A 17,428-nucleotide genomic window follows, 5' to 3' on the forward strand; every position below is an offset into this window, starting at 1 on the left:
ATCCGTGGGTCTTGAAATCCCAGAACCGGTCCAATGGCTGTCCTGGATCATCGGGTCCGACTGGCCTGAGGGCGACGAGACGGCGATGCGCCGCTGCGCCGAGGCGTGGACCACCGCCGGCACCGAGATCAACGAGCTGATCGAGGATCTCAACCAGACGGCGTCCGACGTGCGCACCGCGCTCGACAGCGGCGCCGCGGACGCGTTCAGCCAGAAGTGGGATCAGTGGGTCTCCACCGACCCGCAGATCCTGACGAAGCTCGCCGAGTCGTGCGGGCAGCTCGCCGAGATGCTGGACGGCGGCGCGCTGGACATCGAGTACGCGAAGTACATGTTCATCGCGCTGCTGATCGTCACGGCGATCGAGATCGCGTACCTGATCGCGGCCGCGTTCGCGACGTTCGGCGCCTCCACCGCCGCCATCCCCGCCGTGGAGGCCGGGGCCCAGGTCGCGTCCAGAACGATCTTCCAGCGGCTGCTGGAGTGGCTCAGCCAGCGGCTCCTCGGCGCCATCCTGCGCGGCGCGGCGTTCGGCGCCCTGGAGGGCGGCGGGCTCGACCTGCTCGTCCAGGGCGTGCAGATCGCGCAGGGCAACCGCGACGGCGTCGACTGGAAGAAGACCGGCTCGGCCCTCCTGGACGGCGCGATCGGCGGCGCCATCTCCGGCGGCATCGGGCACGGCTTCGGCAAGATCCCCGGCCTGAACGGCCCGGCCGACAGCGCGATGAGCGGCATGGTCCGGGGCATGGTGCGCGACGGCGCGGCCGAGGCCGTCAGCGGCGTGGCCGGCACCGTCGCCACCGCCGCCGTCCACGGCGACCCGCTGACCTGGGACGCCATCGCCAAGGGCGCCACGTCGGGCGCGTTCGGCGGTGCCGTCGGCGGCGGCAAGGACGGGCTCAACGACTACCGCTCCTCCCTCCCCGGCGGCGACCCGCCGACCCCCAGTCCCACCGACCCGACGCCCTCGCCGAGCCCGAGCAACTCCCCGTCCCCGTCCCCGTCTCCTACGCCGCCCGGCGGGAACGACGGCGGCGGCGGAGGCGGCGGCGGAGGCGGCTCGAACCCCGGCGGTGGCGGGGGCGGAGGCGGCGGAGGCGGCTCCCACTCCGGCGGCGGAGGAGACGGCGGCGGTGGCGGCGGTAACCGCATCGCCACACTGCTCGGCGACACGGGCGGTGGCGGCGGCGGTTCGTCGCTGGCCTCCACCGGCGGCGACGGCGGTGGAGGCGGGGCCCCGGGCGGTTCGGGCGGCGGCCTCGGCGGCAACCCGTCCGGTTTCGGCGGTTCTTCCCCGTCCGGCGCCGGCCCCACCGGAGGGCCTTCGGGCGGCGCCATGGCCCCCGGCGGCGCGGCCCCCATGGGTGGAGCCGCCCCGATGGGAGGCGGTGCCCCAGCAGGCGGCGGCGCGCCTTCCGGCGGAGGAGGCTCGTCCTCGGGCGGCGGCTCGTCATCAAGCGGAGGATCGTCCTCGTCGTCTTCGAGTAGCGGAAGCGGCTCGTCGTCGTCTTCATCGTCCTCGGGAAGCGGCTCGTCTTCCTCGTCCTCGTCTTCGGGCAGCGGCGGTTCGAGCGGCGGCGGCTCCGGAACGCGCGGCGGCTCGGGCACACCCGGCGACGGCGGCTCCCAGCAAGGCGGAGGCTCATCCCCGGCCTCCCACAGCACGCCCCCGCACTCGGGCTCGTCCGACGGCGCCTCAACGCCTCACCCCGGCACGTCCACACCAGGCGACGGCACCTCCACACCCGGCGGCAGCACGCCCACGCCAGGCGATGGTTCGTCGACACCTCCCCCCGGCACGTCGACGCCGGGAAGCGAGACCCCGAGCTCCGCGCCGCCACCTTCCGGGACGGCCCCCGATGGCGGTTCCAACACCGCCGATGGCGGCACGGCCACGCCCACCGGGGCTGCGGCACCCCCGCCCGGTGGCGGGAACACCGCCACCCCAGGCGGCAGCGGTTCCTCCACGCCCGGCGGCGGCCCGCGCACGCCTGACGGCGGCGACTCAGCGTCCGGCGGCGGCTCGCGCACACCCGAAGGCGGCGACCCGGCGTCCGGCAGCACCCCCTCCCGCCCCACCCCGGGCGACGAGGGGACGAACACCGCCGCGGACCCGAACCCGCGCAGTACCGACGGCTCCACCGAGGCCCAGGACGCCATGCCGAGTCCCGAGAGCGACTCGGGCGGCTCGACGGGCTTCGTCGCGGGCATTCCGATGATGCCGATGGGCACGATGGGCGGCCCGGCGGGGACGGCGTCGGCGGGCGGAGTCCGCCCGCCGTCCGGCGGTGGCACGTCCCCCGGCGGCGGCTCGGGCAGGACGCCCACGTCTTCGTCGTCCCCGTCCCGCCCGGCCGAGACCCCGGCCTCCGGGAGCGGGCCCCGGCCGGAGACGTCCCAGCACAGGCAGGAGTCCCGGCCGTACAAGCCCGCGGACCCCGGCGCGCAGCCGAAGCCGCCGCCGATCGAGAACGTGGACGACCAGGGCGTCGTCCGCAACGAGCAGCCTCCGGCGCAGGACGGCCCGTCCCAGCAGGACCAGGACGGACCGCACAAGAAGGAGGCGGCCGACGACGGCACGCCGGACGACGGCAGCACGCCCGGCGACGGCACGCCCGAGGACGGCTCGGCGGACAAGTCGCAGGACCTCGCGGACGCCGAGCAGCAGACGCGGGACGCCCTCGCCCCGTTCGGCGACGACGCGCCCACCGTGGACTTCAGCTCCAACCCGATCGACCCGGCCACGGTGGGGGAGATCAACAACGCCGTCCAGCGGCTCGGCGCGGACTACCCGAGCACGATGCAGGGGCTCTCCCACATCGGCTCGCAGGACTTCAACCAGTCGCTCGGACCGAACAACGGCGACGTCCTCGCCTACGCGACCCCCCAGGACAGCAGCCCGGGCATCTACATCAGCGAGGAGGCCTTCTCCGACAACGCGGCGCGGGCCGAGGACGGCGCGGACGAGGAGGCGACCGGGTTCACCGTGCCCGGCGGCGGCTCCGCCGAAGGCGTCTTCACCCACGAGTTCGGGCACCACCTGGCCCAGCAGCTCCTCGACAACCCGCAGATGCTCGCGGACCTGAACCGCGCCGTGTCCAACGCCATCGGCGTCCCGTACGACGCGACCCAGCCGCACGACGCCGCAACGCAGCAGCGCGTCGAGAACGCCCTCTCCACCTACGGCTCCAACGACTCGCACGAGATGATGGCGGAGGCGTTCACCGAGTACCGCCTCGCCGAGAACCCTCGCGCCCTGGCCCAGGCCATCGGCCAGGTCATGGACCGCCACCTCGGCGCGAACGGTACCAGCACGCCCGCCCCGGACGGCTCGTCCAGCGGCGACGGAAACACTCCGTCCCAGACCCCGGACGGTGGGAACACCCCCGAGGGCACCTCCCAGCCGACCCCCAACGAGAACCAGCCCAGCTCGGGCGAGACCCCACCACCCTCGGTCGAGAGCCAACCACGCCCAGGCGACGACCAGCCGCGCTCCGACAACGGCCAACTCCGCCCCGGCGAAGACCAGCCCCGCACAGACGACGGCCAACCCCGCACAGACGACGGCCAACCGCGCACGGGCGAAGAACAGCCCCGCACGGACAACGCCCAACCCCGCACAGACGACGGCCAACCCCGCACAGACGAGGGCCAACCCCGTACGGACGAAGCTCAGCCCCGCCCCGGCGACGACCAACCTCGCACGGACGACGGCCAACCCCGTCCCGGCGATGACCAGCCGCGCACGGACAATGGTCAGTCGCGGACGGAGGAGGGACAGCCGCGTCCCGGCGAAGAGCGCCCGCGCACGGACGACGGCCAGCCACGGGCAGACGACGGTCGTCCGCGCACCGACGAGACCCGGCCGCGGCCCCACGAAGAGCAGCCGCGTACGGACGACGGGCAGTCGCGCGATGGCGAAGGGCAGCCTCGGGCGCGGGATGGGCAGCCTCGCGAAGGCGATGACGGACGGTCCTCCGACGGGCAGCCGACGCGTGGTGACGAGCCGCCGCCGGGACTGCCGGGGCATCTGCACGACGCCTGGCGGAACAGTGCCGACACGCCGGCCGGGCGGGCCCTCTACGGTCCCGATGAGCCGCACATGCGGAACACGGCGGGAATGGTGCCGCCCGATCCCGCGGGCAGGTTCGTCCTAGACGCGCACGGCAACAGCGACGGTCCGATCGTCGGTGACCGGCCGATGAGCGCGACGGACCTCGCGGCGCTGATCCGCAGCGACCCGAACTGGAACGGGCGCGACCTGCTCCTGCTGTCCAACAACACCGGGGACGGCCGGTTCGCGTCCGACCTCGCGCAGAACCTCGGTGTCCGCGTCACGGCGCCGACGGGTGCGGTCGACGTCGACGCGCGCGGCAACCCCGAGTCGTCCGGCTGGACGGTCTCCAACCCGGACGGGACCACCGCGGACCCCGACCCGGTGCGCCGCTTCACCAGCGACGCCGAAGGGCAGTGGTACGGCGACAACCGGCTCGGTGAGGCGTTCCGCAACCTGCCGCCGCACCTGCAGAACGCGCTGTACCAGTACACGGTCCAGTCGATGCCGAACGCGTTCCTGCGGCCCGGCGCCGACCTGCCCGGCGCCCTGAACCACTTCCAGAACGATTTCAACAGGGCCTGGGCGCTGGCCCGGATGAACGACGGGACCAACCTCCCGACGCTGGACGACCTCCAGCGCTGGTCGTCCCACCCGAACCTCAGCCCGGAACAGCGCGACCTGATCAACAACGTCCTGAACGACAGCGATCCGGACGGCCGCCTCGACCAGATCAGGCAGAACGCGGGCTACTGGTCGTTCCTGCACGATTACTTCGGCGGGACGCCCACGGTGGACGCGTTCAACGCCCGCATCGGCGAACTCGACCAGGCGTTGAACCAGCGCCTGCCGGAGCCGGTGCAGACCGAGCGCGGCCTGCACGACGTGAGCTTCATGCGCCTCCCGGACGGGACGGCGCTCGGTCCGCGCGACGCTCAACTGCTCATCGGCTCCATCCAGACCGAGCCGGCGTACATGTCGACATCGCTCGGGCAGAATCCGGCCGTCGTCGACGGCCAGCCGTTCAGCTACCGGATCCACATGGACCTGCCGGAGGGCTCCAACGGCGTCTGGATGGGCGGCAACAGCGCCTACCCGGATCAGCGAGAGCTGGTCCTGCCGCGCGGCACCAGGTACCAGATCACGAGTGTGGACACCAGCGCCCGGGACGCCGACGGCAACCCGATCGTCGAGATCCGCGCCACGGTGATCCCGCCGGGCGCCCCGGACCCCGGCCCGCTCAACACGAGCGGCACGTCCGCCACCCCGCCCGCCGGCAACACCGGATACGCCGGATCGCCGCCCAACCCGGGCCCCGCACCCGGATCCGGCACTCCCCCGGCATCACCACCGCACTCCGGCCCGCCCGACCCCGGGCTCGTCACACCCAGGCCCACCGGCCCGCTTCCGATCCACACCACCACCGGACCCAGGCACGGGCACCAACCCGTCGCCCCCGCCGCGCGACGGAAACGACCCCGCCGCACGTGGCGGCAACGAGCCCGCCACACCTGGCACCGACCCCGCCGCACGTGGTGACGAATCCGCCACGCCCGGCGGCAACCCGGCCGCACGCGGCGGCACCGAAACCCCGGCCCCCGGCAACGATCAACCCGCGGCACGCACCACCAACGAACCTGCCACGCCCGGCACCGAACCCGCCGCGCACGGCGGCACTGACCCAACGCCTGGCAACGACCCTGGCGCGCGTGACGGCAGTGCGACCCCGGCGCGCACCACCAGCGAACCGGCCGCGTCTGGTGTGCGTGGTGGTGGTGAACCTGCAATGCGCGGTACGGACGACGGGGCGTCCGGTCCCGGCGAGTCCGGTGCACGCGGGGGTGACGGCCCCTGCTGCGCGCGGTACTGACGGAGGTGTCGCACCTCGTACCGAGACCGCGGCCCTTGGGGGCGGCGAGTCGGCGGCGCGTGGTGGCAACGAGGGTGCTGGGCGGAGCGGCGGCGAACCTGCGGCGCGAGGTGGCGAGGCCGCGGTGTCCAGCGGTCAGACCCCGGCTCGGGGTGGGAATGAGCCTGCTGCGCGCGGTCCTCATGACCCGGCGGCGCCGCACGAGGGGGAGGGCGCCGGGGAGGCGCCGCCCGCGGGGCTGCCCGACCATCTGCACGATGTCTATCGGGGGAGTCAGGAGACTCCTGCAGGGCGCGCCTTCTATGGGTCCGACGAGGGTGGCATGCGGGATCTTGCCGGGCGGGTGCCGGCCGATCCGCAGCGGTTCGTCGTCGATGGGCACGGGGACGCGGACGGGATGCGGGTCGGGGGGCGGCGGCTCAGTGTCGATGACGTCGCCGACCTGATCCGCAACGACCCGAACTGGAACGGCCGCGAGGTCATGCTGCTGTCGTGCGAGACGGGCGACGGGCAGTTCGCCACGCAGCTCGCGCAGCGGCTCGGTGTGCCGGTCACGGCGCCGAACGGGCTGGCGTGGTCGGACTCGGACGGCAACGTGTACGCGTCGTCCGGCCGTCCCGGCGAGGACGGGCGGACGCGGCCCGACCTGCCGCCGAACGGCGGGTGGCAGACCCACCGTCCGAACGGCGACGTCGCCCCAGCGGGGCGCGACGGCTACGCACCCGGGCACCCGGTGTCGGACGCGCCGCGTGCGGGCGACGGTGACGAGACCCGCGGCTCCCCCACGCAGCATCCGTGGGATCCACCGCGCGTCGATCCCGCGGACACCCGGGACCATGCGCTCAGGCCGGGCGAGCACGCGTCGACGGTGGGCTATCCGCCGCGCGAGGGCAGGCACCGCATCCTGGCGCTGGACGACGACGGCAATCCCGTCCTGGACGAGCAGGGGCGGCAGATCGTCCGTTCCGTCGTCTACACGAACGCGGACGGCCAGGTCACCCACGTCACGAACCCGCAGGCGGAGGGCGAGCCCGCCGCGCTGCGCAACCCGAACGAGAACATCGACCTGACGCGGCCGGAGCCGGGCGTCGTCCACCAGATCGACTTCGGTCACGGCGACCCGCACGTGTTCGTCGGCGGGGACGACGGCAGGTCGCCGGCGGCGGCGCCGTTCGACCCGCCGACCCACACCGCCGGCGGCGAGCCGCTGCAGCACGTGACGCAGGACGGCTACGACCCCGCGCAGGGGCCCTACAGCGCGAACCAGCCGCTGCAGCCCGACGCGCGGATCGCGGTCTACGACAACCACTCGCCGCCCCGCCTGCACGGCATCTTCTGGACGGACGCCGACGGCAACATCACGCACGTCCGGACGTGGTTCGGCGACGAGGACGGCGCCGCCCACTACAACAGCGAGCTCGGCGTCCTCAAGCACAAGAACGACGGGGTCCCACTGCCCAACGTCAGCTACATGGTCGAGCCCCGCGACCGTTTCGCCGGCCTTGACCCGGCCGACTTCGACCCGGTCGACGCGGTCCGCCGCGGCGACCTCGGCGCCCAGCGGGCGCCCGAGGACGGGGACGGCCTCCCCGACCCGACCGCGCCGCAGCGCGCCCCGGGCCCGGATCACGAGGTCCCGCCCGGGACGTTCCTCTTCCACACCGACGACAACGGCCAGACGGACCTGGCCACCGGGCGTCCCGACTACGACACGGGCGGCGGGGCCCGCTACGGGGCGCAGGGGCACGTCGGGAAGATCGGGGGGAAGGAGTACCCCGGGACGCCGTTCAACGGCGGGCACATCTTCGGCCACCAGGGGCAGGGCCCGCGGGAGCGCATCAACTACTTCCCGCAGTGGGAGGTGGAGAACCAGGGCCAGAACCAGCACCAGGTCACGCGGCCGGAGAGCTGGTACGGGCTTGAGGAGCACCTGGCGCTCCTCGACCAGGATCCGTCGAACGACATCCGGGTCGACCGGTTCGAGTTCTTCGCGGAGCCGAACCGGAACACCGACGGCGATATCGCGTACACCCCGCAGGTGATCCACGCGCGGTGGGCGCAGACCGACTTCGGCACCGACCCGCCGACCACGACCGTCCACTACCGGACGTTCTACAACCTGCCGCCGCACCAGCTCGGCACCCCGGCGGCGACGCCCCCGAGGCCGGACGGCACCCCGGTGCGCCCGTTCGGCTGGCAGGACCCGGCGGCGCGGTCGCAGGACGACCCGGCTCCGGCGGCCCGTTCGGCCGGGCCGGAGGACGGCGCCGCGTCCCGGCCCGGACCGGAGGACGGCCCCCGCCAGGACGACGCGGGGCCAGAGCGGCGGGCGTCCGACGAGGTGATGCGGCAGGTCCACGACGACCCGCGGGTCCGGGACATGCTCGACCGGGCCGGGGAGCCGCTCGGCGACCAGCTGCGCACGCAGCTGCGCGACACGCTGCCCCACCACCCCGAGCTGGCGCGGATCGTCGCCGGGCACGGCCTCAACGACGTGGAGTCGTCCCTGCGCGACTCGCTCCTCGCGCGCCCGAAGACGCTGAACAGCGTGCTGAACCACCCCGAGGCGGTCGGGATCCTCGAAGGGGCCGTCCGCGACGTCAACGAGCGCGGCGCGGACGCGATCCTGGGCGAGGACGGCCCGGTGGCGCGGCCGACCCCGCTCACGCCGGAGCAGGAGCGGACCAGCGAGCGGCTGGCCGGCTCGGTGGTGGAGAACCGGCGCGAGGGCGAGAGCCGCGACCCGCGGGTGGCGCCGGATCAGCCCGGCTTCGACCCGTCCAGGGCCGATCCCGCGCTGGGCCGCGACGACCCGTACCTCAACGAGTACCTGGACGGCCTCTACGACGCCAAGCACGAGAGCGAGGCGGCGCTGCGGGCCCTCGTCCACGATCCGGAGCTCGCGGAGATGGGCGCCGATCCCAAGCTGCGGCCCGGCGACAAGGACCGCACCCGCGCCCTCGACAAGATCATGGGCGACTACGACGGGGACCCGAGCCGGCTCAGCGACCTGCTCGGCGCCCGCATCCAGTTCCGTTCCGTGGACGGCCTGTACCGGGCGCTCGGCGACATCGAGCGGATCGCCCGGAACCACGGCGTGGAAATCGTGTCCGTCAAGGACCGGATGCAGAACCCGGTGCCGAGCGGCTACCGCGACGTCCAGATGACGGTCCGCATGCCGAACGGGCACATCGGCGAGCTGCGGTTGCACCTGCGGTCGATCGACGACGTGGCCGCCTACGAGCACTCCCTGTACGAGGTGCGCCGGGACCTGCCGAACGTGGTGGAGGACCAGAACCGGGCCCTCACCCCGGAGGAGCGCGCGCTCGACGAGTCGATCAAGCAGCAGGTGGTCGGCCGGTTCCAGCAGGGCCTGGACGAGGCGCTCGCCGGCGGGCCGCCGCGCGCCCGCACCGCCGAGCCGAGCCCGGCGGAGGCGCCCGCGGAGGGTCCCGCGCCCCGTCCCGAGCCGGCTCCGCGTCCGGAGGTCGCGGCGAAGTACGGCTGGTACTCCGAGCCTTCGCCCGGCGACGCGCCCCCGCACGGGACGACGCCCGAGAGCGGCGCGCACGACGTGCGGGAGCCGCACGCGGCCGACCCCGTGCACGACGACGGGAGCGACGCCGACGGCGCCGACCCGGTGCCCGCCGACCTGCCGCCGCACCTGCACGACATCTACCGCGACAGCGAGAGCACCCCGGCCGGGCGGTCGTTCTTCGGGCCGGACGAGCACGCCATGCGCGACCTCGCCCGGCGCGTCACGCCCGATCCGGACACGTTCACGGTGGACGGCCACGGCGACCGCGACGGGGTCCTGGTGAACGGGCGGCGGCTGAGCGTGGACGACATGGCCGCGCTGATCCGCAACGACCCGGACTGGAACGGCCGCCAGGTGACGCTGCTGTCCTGCCGGACGGGCGAGGGCGACTTCGCCGCCCGGCTCGCGCAGCGGCTCGGCGTCCCGGTGGTGGCTCCGCGCGGCCTGGCCTGGTCGGACTCCGACGGCACCGTCTTCGCCTCGTCCGCGCGGCCCGGACCGGACGGCGGGCGGCGCCCCACCTGGCCACCGGACGGCGGCTGGGACGTGCACCGTCCCGACGGCACCGTCCTCGCCGGCGACGACGGCCACGCGCCCGGACGGGCCGGGCGGCGCGACCCGGGCACCGAGCCGCCGGACGCCGAGGCCCGCGGGCTGCGGGACTGGCTGCGGCCGGAGGGACGGGTGGACCGCGACGGCGTCCACCGGTTCGACACCGACCGGCAGGGCGAGCGGTACGGCGAGAGCCGGCTCGGGCACGCCTTCCGCGACCTGCCGGAGAACCTGCGGCGGGCGGCGTGGTGGTACACGCGGCAGTCCATGCCCAACCGGTTCCTGCGTCCGGGCGGCCCGGACGTCGGCGCCCACCTCAACCGGCTCGCGTGGTCGGAGTGGTCCGCCCACCAGCTGCACCACCTGAACGGCGGGCGGATGCCGACGCGCATCGAGGAGATCGTCCGGCTGCGGAGCCGGACGGACCTCGACCCGCACCAGCGGCAGCTCGTCGACCGGCTGCTCGCGCCGCCGCTGACGTCGGTGACGGCGCGGCTCGAACAGCTCCGGGCCGACCACCAGGAGCGGCAGTGGCTGCGCCAGTACCTCGGCGAGGAGCCGACGGAGCAGGCGTTCTGGCGGCGCATCGCCGAGATCGACCAGGCGATGAACCAGCCGCTGCCGGAGCCCGTCCAGGCGGTGCGCGGGCTGTCCGGCCTGGACTTCATGCTCGGACGGGACGGGCGGCCGCTGGGCGACCGCGACCCCGTCGCCAACCTGCTCGGCACCGTGCAGACCGAGGGCGCGCCGATGTCGACGTCGCTCGGACGCGACCCGGCCGAGGTCGACGGGCAGTCGTTCGGCAACCGCGTCCGCCTGGTGCTGCCGCCGGGGAGCCGCGGCCTGTGGATGGGGTCGAGCAGCGCGTTCCCCGACCAGCGCGAGCTGATCCTGCCGCGCGGGACCCGGTACCAGATCACCAACGTCGTCCACACCGGCTACGAGACGGTCACGCTCGGCGACGGAACCGTGCGGCGGCGGCCGACCTACGATATAGAAGCGGTGGTCGTTCCCCCAGGACCGCCCAGGTCAGCGCCATGACGGGACGGACGTCGACGCGAAAGGGACGCGCGAGATGAGTGACCTGCCTCCCCCGTGGGACCCGGGCGCTCCTCCGAGCAGGCCGGGGGCGCCTCCGGCCTTCCCGGACGCCGTCGAGCTGCCGCCGTCGACCCCGTCGTACGCGCACTGGACGCGGGAGCCGCTGATCTACTTCTGGGTGCTGCTGCGCGGCCGCCGGATCGGCTGCCTGTGGGGGTCGCCCCGGCATCAGGCGGCCGGTTTCCTCCTCGTCCCCGACGTCTCCGAGGCGGAGATGTACGCCGCCGACGTCTGGGAGGACCGGCTCGCCGAGGCGTACGCGCGGGACATGCAGGCCGCCGAGGCCGTCCGGCGGTGGAAGGGCGCCGCCGAAGACCAGGTGGGCGGCGCCATCCCGGCGGACGAGGAGGAGCGGCGGGCCCCGAGCCTGCAGGCCCTCCACGAGGTGGTCGCGCCCGGGTACCCGGCGCCGGAGGGGCCGTCCGTCCAGGACGGCCTGTTCGAGGACGGGACGCCCGCCGACCGGTCGCAGGGGTTCGGGCCGCTGTTCAGCGCCCCGCCGCCGACCTACCCGGAGGAGGCCGCCGGGCCCGTCCGCTCCCTGCCCGTCACCCTCGCGGGGACGGTCGTCGGCTACGTGTGGGCGTCGGCGGACGGCCAGGCCGCCGGATACGTGAGCAGGGAACCGGCCGGAACGGCGGGCGAGGTCGCGGCCGGGCTGTGGAAGATGCGGCTGAGCGACGCCCACCGGGAGGGCGTCTCGTCGCTGGAGGCGCTGCGCCGGTGCGCGCTCGCGCCCGAGGACAGGCTGTCCGGGGTCATCGGCCAGGACGCGCCCGAGCAGGAGCTGCCGGGCCTCGACGCGCTGCGCGAGCTCGCGCGTCAGTGAGGGAGCGAAGTGGCTGAGAAGTATCCGCAGTACTACGTGTACGAGGGAAAGCCTGTCGCGTTCGCCGAGGCGCCCGACGGCGGGTTGTTCGTCTGGGCGCTGTCGCCGCGGACCGGCGAGTTCGAGCTCGACCGGTCGTACGTGGACAAGATCTGGTTCGGCACCACCGCCGACATCGAGACGGTCGACCGGCCGGAGTTCGTCCAGCGGGTCGAGGAGTACCGCGCCCGGAGGCTGCGCGGCGACGGCCCGGTCTACGCGCTGTACGAGACGATCAACGGCCTGGTGGACGCGTCCCGCGCGGAGGCGCGCGACCTCACGCCGGACGAGAAGGCGCTCGTCCACACGCTGCGCCTCCGCGCCCACGAGTTGTTCGAGGCGGAACTCCGCGCCCAGGGACGCCAGGGAACGCCCGGGGAATCGTAATGGCCCCTGAAGCGCTTCCCGAGCTTCCGCAGGACGAGTGGGAACTCACCGGACGGCTCTATCCGGAAAGCGCCTGGATGTTCGTCTGGGCCCGGCGGGTCGTGCGCGACCTGGTCGGCGGGCGGGTGTCGCGTTTCCTGGTCGGACGGCTCGAACCCGGAAGCTGGTCGGTGTTGCGCGGGGAAGCGGAATGGGTGGCCGCCCGCGGAGCGAACGGAACGGCGTCCCACACGGCGTCGTTCGCGTCGGCTCAGGACGCGGTCGCGTACGCGGCGGCGGGCCTGGCCGTCGACGAGAACATCGCGACGCACGAGGATCTCCTACGCGAGCAGGGCATTGTCGGCGACATCTGGGACGACGCCCGCAAGCGCCTTGAATGGCAGCTCACAGACGACGGACGGCGGCTCGTAGAGAAGTCGCTCGACGAGGGGCGCGCCCGCTACGGGGATTCCGGCATCGTGCTCGACCAGGTGCTTGAGCACCGCAAGGGCTACCAGGTGATTCGGCCGGTGCCTCGTCCAGATGGCGGGCTGTTCATCGGCCGGCACGAGTTCTTCATGGCGCACGTCCATTCACGCCTTCCGGGTGACTTCGGAGCGAGCACCGGTGAAGAGCTTCCGGAGAACACGCTCCTCGACAGCTACGCTCCGGCCGACGAGCCCTACCTGTTCACTCTGGAGACGCCCTTCGAACGCCGGGGGCTTTCCGGGACGGGCCGCAACAACGAGCGCAGGTTCTACGTCGTCAAGCGCCCCATCACTGTGTATCCGGGTTTCCCCGTCAAGGAGACCACCATTCCCCCGCAAGGGCTCCAGCGTGTAAAGGAGCCGTCGTCGAAGGGCCAGGGATACCTTCTACCGCGTCCTCTCGCCGACTTGGTCGCCGCCGGGGACATCATCCAGGTCACCAAGGCTGAGGCTCTGCGCATCTATCGGGGGCGCACATGACTCAGGACGACGAACGGCTCAACGAGATCGCCTCGCTTCTCGCCCGCCTCGCACCCGACGGCTCGAAGGCGTTGAAATTCGCCTACCGCGCCGTGGGCTCGTCGTTCGAGCAGGCCTTCATCCCGGACGGAATGACCGCCGCCGAGGCGCGACTCCCGCAGTCGGGCATCTATCCCCTCCTGCGCCACCTTCGCGCCCGCATGTACGAGGACGGCGACGGCACGTGGCTGGAGATGGACCTCACGGTCCGCTCGCGTCCAGAGGCGGCGTCGCTCGCGGACGACGACGCGCCCGCGTGGGAGGTCCGCTACAGGAGCGTCGACGAGATCACGTTCGCGGACGAGATCACGCCGCTCGCCGCCTCCGAAGAGCTGCGGATGTTCCCCCAGGAAGCGCGGCGCGTCCCCCGCTGGATGGGGGCCCTGGCCTCCGTCCAGGACGCGGTGGACCGCTTCGACCCCCACGACTTCTCTCCCCAGGACGACCTGGAATCGGCATTGCCCGACGGTCTCGACGGGCTGTTCACGGCGGCGCGAGAGCGACTGCTGGCCGTCGTGCCCCGCGAGGACGCGGACCGGTTCCTGGTGGGCCGCCTGGCCGACGGATGCTGGTCGATCGTCCACGCGCCCCCGGCCTGGGCGGCCGTGCGGATGGAGAACGGCGAAAGCGTCGAGAAGCACGCCTACGCCGGCCCCGTCGCCGCCGTCGCGTTCGCGGCGGGCGCGGTGCTCGCCGAGGCCGGCGCGGAGGTGAACTCCTCGGTTCTCAGGGGCGCCGGAGCCCTTTCCAGGGTCACCGACCGGAAAAAGGGCGTCGACGCCTGGACCCTTCCCGCGCACGACAAGAACGGGAGCCGTCAGGTGCGGCGTTCGATGGCCGCGGAACGGCCCGAGGGTGCCGCGACCCGAGGCCGCCGCTACCTCGCATTGTCGCCCTTGGACAACAGGCACGGCGGATACTTCGTCGTCCATCCCGGCCCGGTGCCCGCCCAGGGCGACTTCGTCAGCACCCATCAGATCTTCGAATGGCACGTCCGGAGCGGTCTTCCCGAAGCCAGAACGCCGGCACCGGCCCCCGCCGAGGACGTGGTCCTGGACGCCGGCATGGAATTGGACACCGCCGAACCGGTCAGCTCGGGCCTCCTGTTCACCCTCGGCACGCCATTCGAGAGACGGCGGCTGCCGGGCGACCCGGACCATTACTCCTATCGCGTCTACCGGGTGCAGCGGCCCATCACCGCCACCCCCGTCGACCTGGGCGCGAAGACCTTCCACCGGCCCGGGGAAAGCGGCCCGAAACGGCTGCCCGACGAGCAGGGGCAGGCCTTCTCCCTTCCCGGCCCGATCATCGACCATCTGGAGTCCGGTGATCTGGTCGAGATCAGCGGTCCCGGCGGCGCCCCCGTCCCGCCCAGGGACTACTGGGACACCGAGGAAGAGCCGTGAATCCGGCGCCGGCAGGAGCCATAGACTTGCGCGACGAGGAGAGGAGCACCGACGCGATGAACCAGCCCCCCGCCGAGGCCCCGGTTCCGCAGCAGGGGCCGCGGCCGTACGACCGGCAGCGGTACGAGGAGCTGACGCAGCGGCTCGGCCGGGCCCTGCTGGAGGTCGCGCCCGCGGGCTGGCGGCGGATCGACCTGACGGTCCTCCTGCTGGCCGGGGTCGGCGACCTCCGGCTGACCGTGATCATGCCGGACGGGAGCTCCCCCGCCGTCGACCCGCCCCGCGAGTGCATGCCCGTCGCCGCCGAACTGCGGTCGATGATGTACCGGCCGGACGAGGGCACCTGGTTCGGGCTGCGGTTCATGATGGACCCGCCGAGCGCGTACTGGATCAGCTTCAACGGTGACTTCGACCCGGGGTGGGACCCGCCCGTCCCGCCCGAGACCTGGGCCGGGGACCTCGCGGTGTTCCCGCGCGCGGACGAGCACATCCCCGGCTGGCTGCGCGAGCGGCTCGGCCAGACCGCGGGCGCCGGCGGCCGATGACGCCCGGCCAGCCCCCCGGACGCACGGAAAGAGGTACGTCGTGAGCGAGAACGGGTCGCTGAACCCCGTCGAGCAGAACGACCTGCTCCAGCAGATCACCCTGGCACTGACGCACAGCCTGCCCCCCGGGTGGGGCGAATGCACGGTGGTGCACCGCTCGCTCGGCTCGCACAGCGAGACCCTGGGGCAGGTCAGCATGGTCACCGGCCCCGGCCTGCCCGCCCCGTTCGACGTGCCCGCCGCGCTCGGCGAGCTGTTCGAGCGGCTGCGCGCCGGAATGCACACCCCCGGCCTCGGCACCTGGTTCACCGCCACCTTCACGCTGACGTTCCCGTTCTCCTACGACGTCCGCTACGACCGCGACGGCGAGCCGCGATGGCAGAGCCCGCCGCCGCCGGACGCGGCCGCGGAGGAGCAGCGCAGGTTCCCGCGCGACGCCGAGCACACCCCCGCCTGGCTGGACGCCGGCTCCGGGCAGGAGATGCGCGTCGCCCGGCCCTTCGACGGCACCGCGCCCGACGGGCGTCCCGAGGTCCGGCGGCCGGACGTCCCCGGCGGCGAGCGGGAGGCGATGGTGCGCTACCTGGAGCGGGCCCCGATCGTGCTGGCCGCCCGCAGCTACGACAGCGACGTCCTCGACCCTGAGCAGGCACGGAACGTCCCGCTGACCTACCACACCGACGGCACCTGGATCTGGCCCGGCGCCGTCGGCTACTACCTGCGCGCCCACGGCGTCCCGCCGGAGCCCGAGTTCGCCGAGCACATCCGGCGGGGCGGCTTCGAGGTGCCCGACGTCGCCGACGACGTCCGCTCCGCCGCGGTCGCGACCATCACCGGCTCGTCCTGATCGCTGGAGTCGACATGAGCAACGTTCCTCCGCCGAGCGGCCCCCAGGGGCCGCAGGGGCCGCCCGCGCCGGGCGCCCCCCCGGCGCCCGGGTTCGCGGCGTCGCGCCCGCAGTCGTACGCGCACACGACCCGCACACCCGTCGTCCACCTCCCGGTGATGCTGAACGGCCTGCACATCGGCTACCTCTGGGCCGGGATGGACGACAGGTCCGCCGGCTTCGTGCGCCGCAACGAGTTCCTGGAGCAGGCGTTCGAGGCGCCGGCCGTGTGGTCGCGGCGGCTCCGCGACGCCCACGCCCAGGGGCTGCCCTCCCGCGAGGCGATCCGGCAGTGGGCCGGCCGCCCCGAGGACCCCCGCGGCGGCGGCGTCCCCGCCGGCGCGCCCGAAGAGACCGCGGACGGGACGCGGGCCCTGTCCGAGCTCGCCAACCCCGGCGGCGAGCGCCACTCCTGGGACTCCTTCCGGCACGGCGAGTTCCCGGACGGCACGCCGATGGACCGGTCGGAGGGCTGGGGCCCGCTCCACTTCGAGCTGCCGCCCGGCTACGACCTCACCACCGACGGCCCCGTCCGGTACCTGCCGGTCGTCGAGGGCGACCTCGTCCTCGGCTACCTCTGGGCCGGCGGCGCCGCGGCCCTGTTCCTCCCCCGCGCCGACGCGGCCGCCCCCGGTGGCGACGCCATGGGCGCCTGGGTGCAGCGCCTCCGCGACCTGTACGCGGAGAACGTCCCGGTCGCGGACGTCCTCGACCGCGCACGCGCCATGCCCGCCGACCCGGTCGCCGGCGCCGTGCCCGCGGACGCGGCCGTGCGGGAGGCCCCGAACCTCCAGGCCCTCCGCGACCGCGCGGACGTCCACGAGCAGTCGCTGCGCCTGGCCGGCAACCCGGTTCCGGGCGACCCGGACGTCCTCAAGCGTCCCGCGCTGGACGCCGCCGAACGCGAGGCGGTGCTGCGCTACCTCCGCGAGGCCCCGGTCGTCTACGACAGCGGCCGGCACCTCACGGACGGCTTCGACCCGGCACGGCCCTCAAGCGTCCCCGACACCTACCAGACCGACGGCACCTGGATCTGGTTCGGCGGCGTCCCCCACCATCTGGAGCACCACGGCGTCGCCCCGGAGCCCGACCTCCTCCAGCACGTCCGGGCCCACAACGCCCAGCTCCCGCTCCTGGACGCGGCCGCACATGAACGGGCCAAACGCACGCTGCGCCTTCACCGAATCCTCGTGCCGCCGCCCGTGTAAAGGGCGGAATTCCGGAACTGGTCCGGC

Annotated in this window: 9 protein-coding genes; all 9 read left to right on the forward strand. The window is 73.8% G+C overall.

Going from position 1 to position 17,428, the window contains the following annotated elements; translation table 11 throughout:
- Window positions 1-4 precede the first annotated feature (4 nt).
- The 9 genes from K8Z49_RS22390 (at window position 5) to K8Z49_RS22430 (ending at window position 17,401) form a co-directional block, all read left to right on the forward strand.
- Window positions 5-5,593 (forward strand): ADP-ribosyltransferase, encoded by a 5,589-nt coding sequence (locus K8Z49_RS22390; protein ID WP_412520640.1) that lies wholly within the window; start codon window positions 5-7, stop codon window positions 5,591-5,593.
- A gap of 653 nt (window positions 5,594-6,246) precedes the next feature.
- Window positions 6,247-11,055 (forward strand): ADP-ribosyltransferase, encoded by a 4,809-nt coding sequence (locus K8Z49_RS22395; RefSeq protein ID WP_412520642.1) that lies wholly within the window; start codon window positions 6,247-6,249, stop codon window positions 11,053-11,055.
- 34 nt (window positions 11,056-11,089) lie between these two features.
- The gene (locus K8Z49_RS22400) at window positions 11,090-11,944 is read left to right on the forward strand and encodes a hypothetical protein (protein ID WP_075021428.1); all 855 of its coding nucleotides are present in this window, start codon (window positions 11,090-11,092) and stop codon (window positions 11,942-11,944) included.
- 9 nt (window positions 11,945-11,953) lie between these two features.
- Entirely contained in the window at window positions 11,954-12,370 is a 417-nt protein-coding gene (locus tag K8Z49_RS22405; RefSeq protein WP_075021429.1) for a hypothetical protein, read from the forward strand.
- Window positions 12,370-13,317, forward strand: a complete 948-nt coding sequence (locus K8Z49_RS22410; RefSeq protein WP_075021430.1) for a hypothetical protein — start codon at window positions 12,370-12,372, stop codon at window positions 13,315-13,317. Before K8Z49_RS22405 ends, K8Z49_RS22410 begins: the two co-directional genes overlap by 1 nt.
- Complete coding sequence (locus tag K8Z49_RS22415) at window positions 13,314-14,762, forward strand: glycohydrolase toxin TNT-related protein (protein WP_412520645.1); 1,449 nt, start codon at window positions 13,314-13,316, stop codon at window positions 14,760-14,762. Before K8Z49_RS22410 ends, K8Z49_RS22415 begins: the two co-directional genes overlap by 4 nt.
- Window positions 14,763-14,788: 26 nt before the next feature.
- Entirely contained in the window at window positions 14,789-15,307 is a 519-nt protein-coding gene (locus K8Z49_RS22420) for a hypothetical protein (RefSeq protein ID WP_024936303.1), read from the forward strand.
- A gap of 40 nt (window positions 15,308-15,347) precedes the next feature.
- Window positions 15,348-16,154 carry a hypothetical protein gene (locus tag K8Z49_RS22425; RefSeq protein ID WP_412520648.1) on the forward strand — a complete coding sequence of 269 codons (807 nt, stop codon included), beginning with the start codon at window positions 15,348-15,350 and terminating at the stop codon, window positions 16,152-16,154.
- 14 nt (window positions 16,155-16,168) lie between these two features.
- Window positions 16,169-17,401: a hypothetical protein gene (locus K8Z49_RS22430; protein WP_021598003.1), complete on the forward strand. Its 1,233-nt coding sequence runs from the start codon at window positions 16,169-16,171 to the stop codon at window positions 17,399-17,401.
- Window positions 17,402-17,428: the final 27 nt, after the last annotated feature.

The sequence above is a fragment of the Actinomadura madurae genome, assembly GCF_047130825.1.
GTDB classification, from domain to species: Bacteria; Actinomycetota; Actinomycetes; order Streptosporangiales; family Streptosporangiaceae; genus Spirillospora; species Spirillospora madurae.

What these genes read in the sequence shown, in the direction of transcription:
- K8Z49_RS22430 (WP_021598003.1), top strand. Translation starts at nt 16,169, where the DNA reads ATGAGCAACGTTCCTCCGCCGAGCGGCCCCCAGGGGCCGCAGGGGCCG.
- K8Z49_RS22400 (WP_075021428.1), top strand. Translation starts at nt 11,090, where the DNA reads ATGAGTGACCTGCCTCCCCCGTGGGACCCGGGCGCTCCTCCGAGCAGG.
- K8Z49_RS22410 (WP_075021430.1), top strand. Translation starts at nt 12,370, where the DNA reads ATGGCCCCTGAAGCGCTTCCCGAGCTTCCGCAGGACGAGTGGGAACTC.
- K8Z49_RS22415 (WP_412520645.1), top strand. Translation starts at nt 13,314, where the DNA reads ATGACTCAGGACGACGAACGGCTCAACGAGATCGCCTCGCTTCTCGCC.
- K8Z49_RS22395 (WP_412520642.1), top strand. Translation starts at nt 6,247, where the DNA reads ATGCGGGATCTTGCCGGGCGGGTGCCGGCCGATCCGCAGCGGTTCGTC.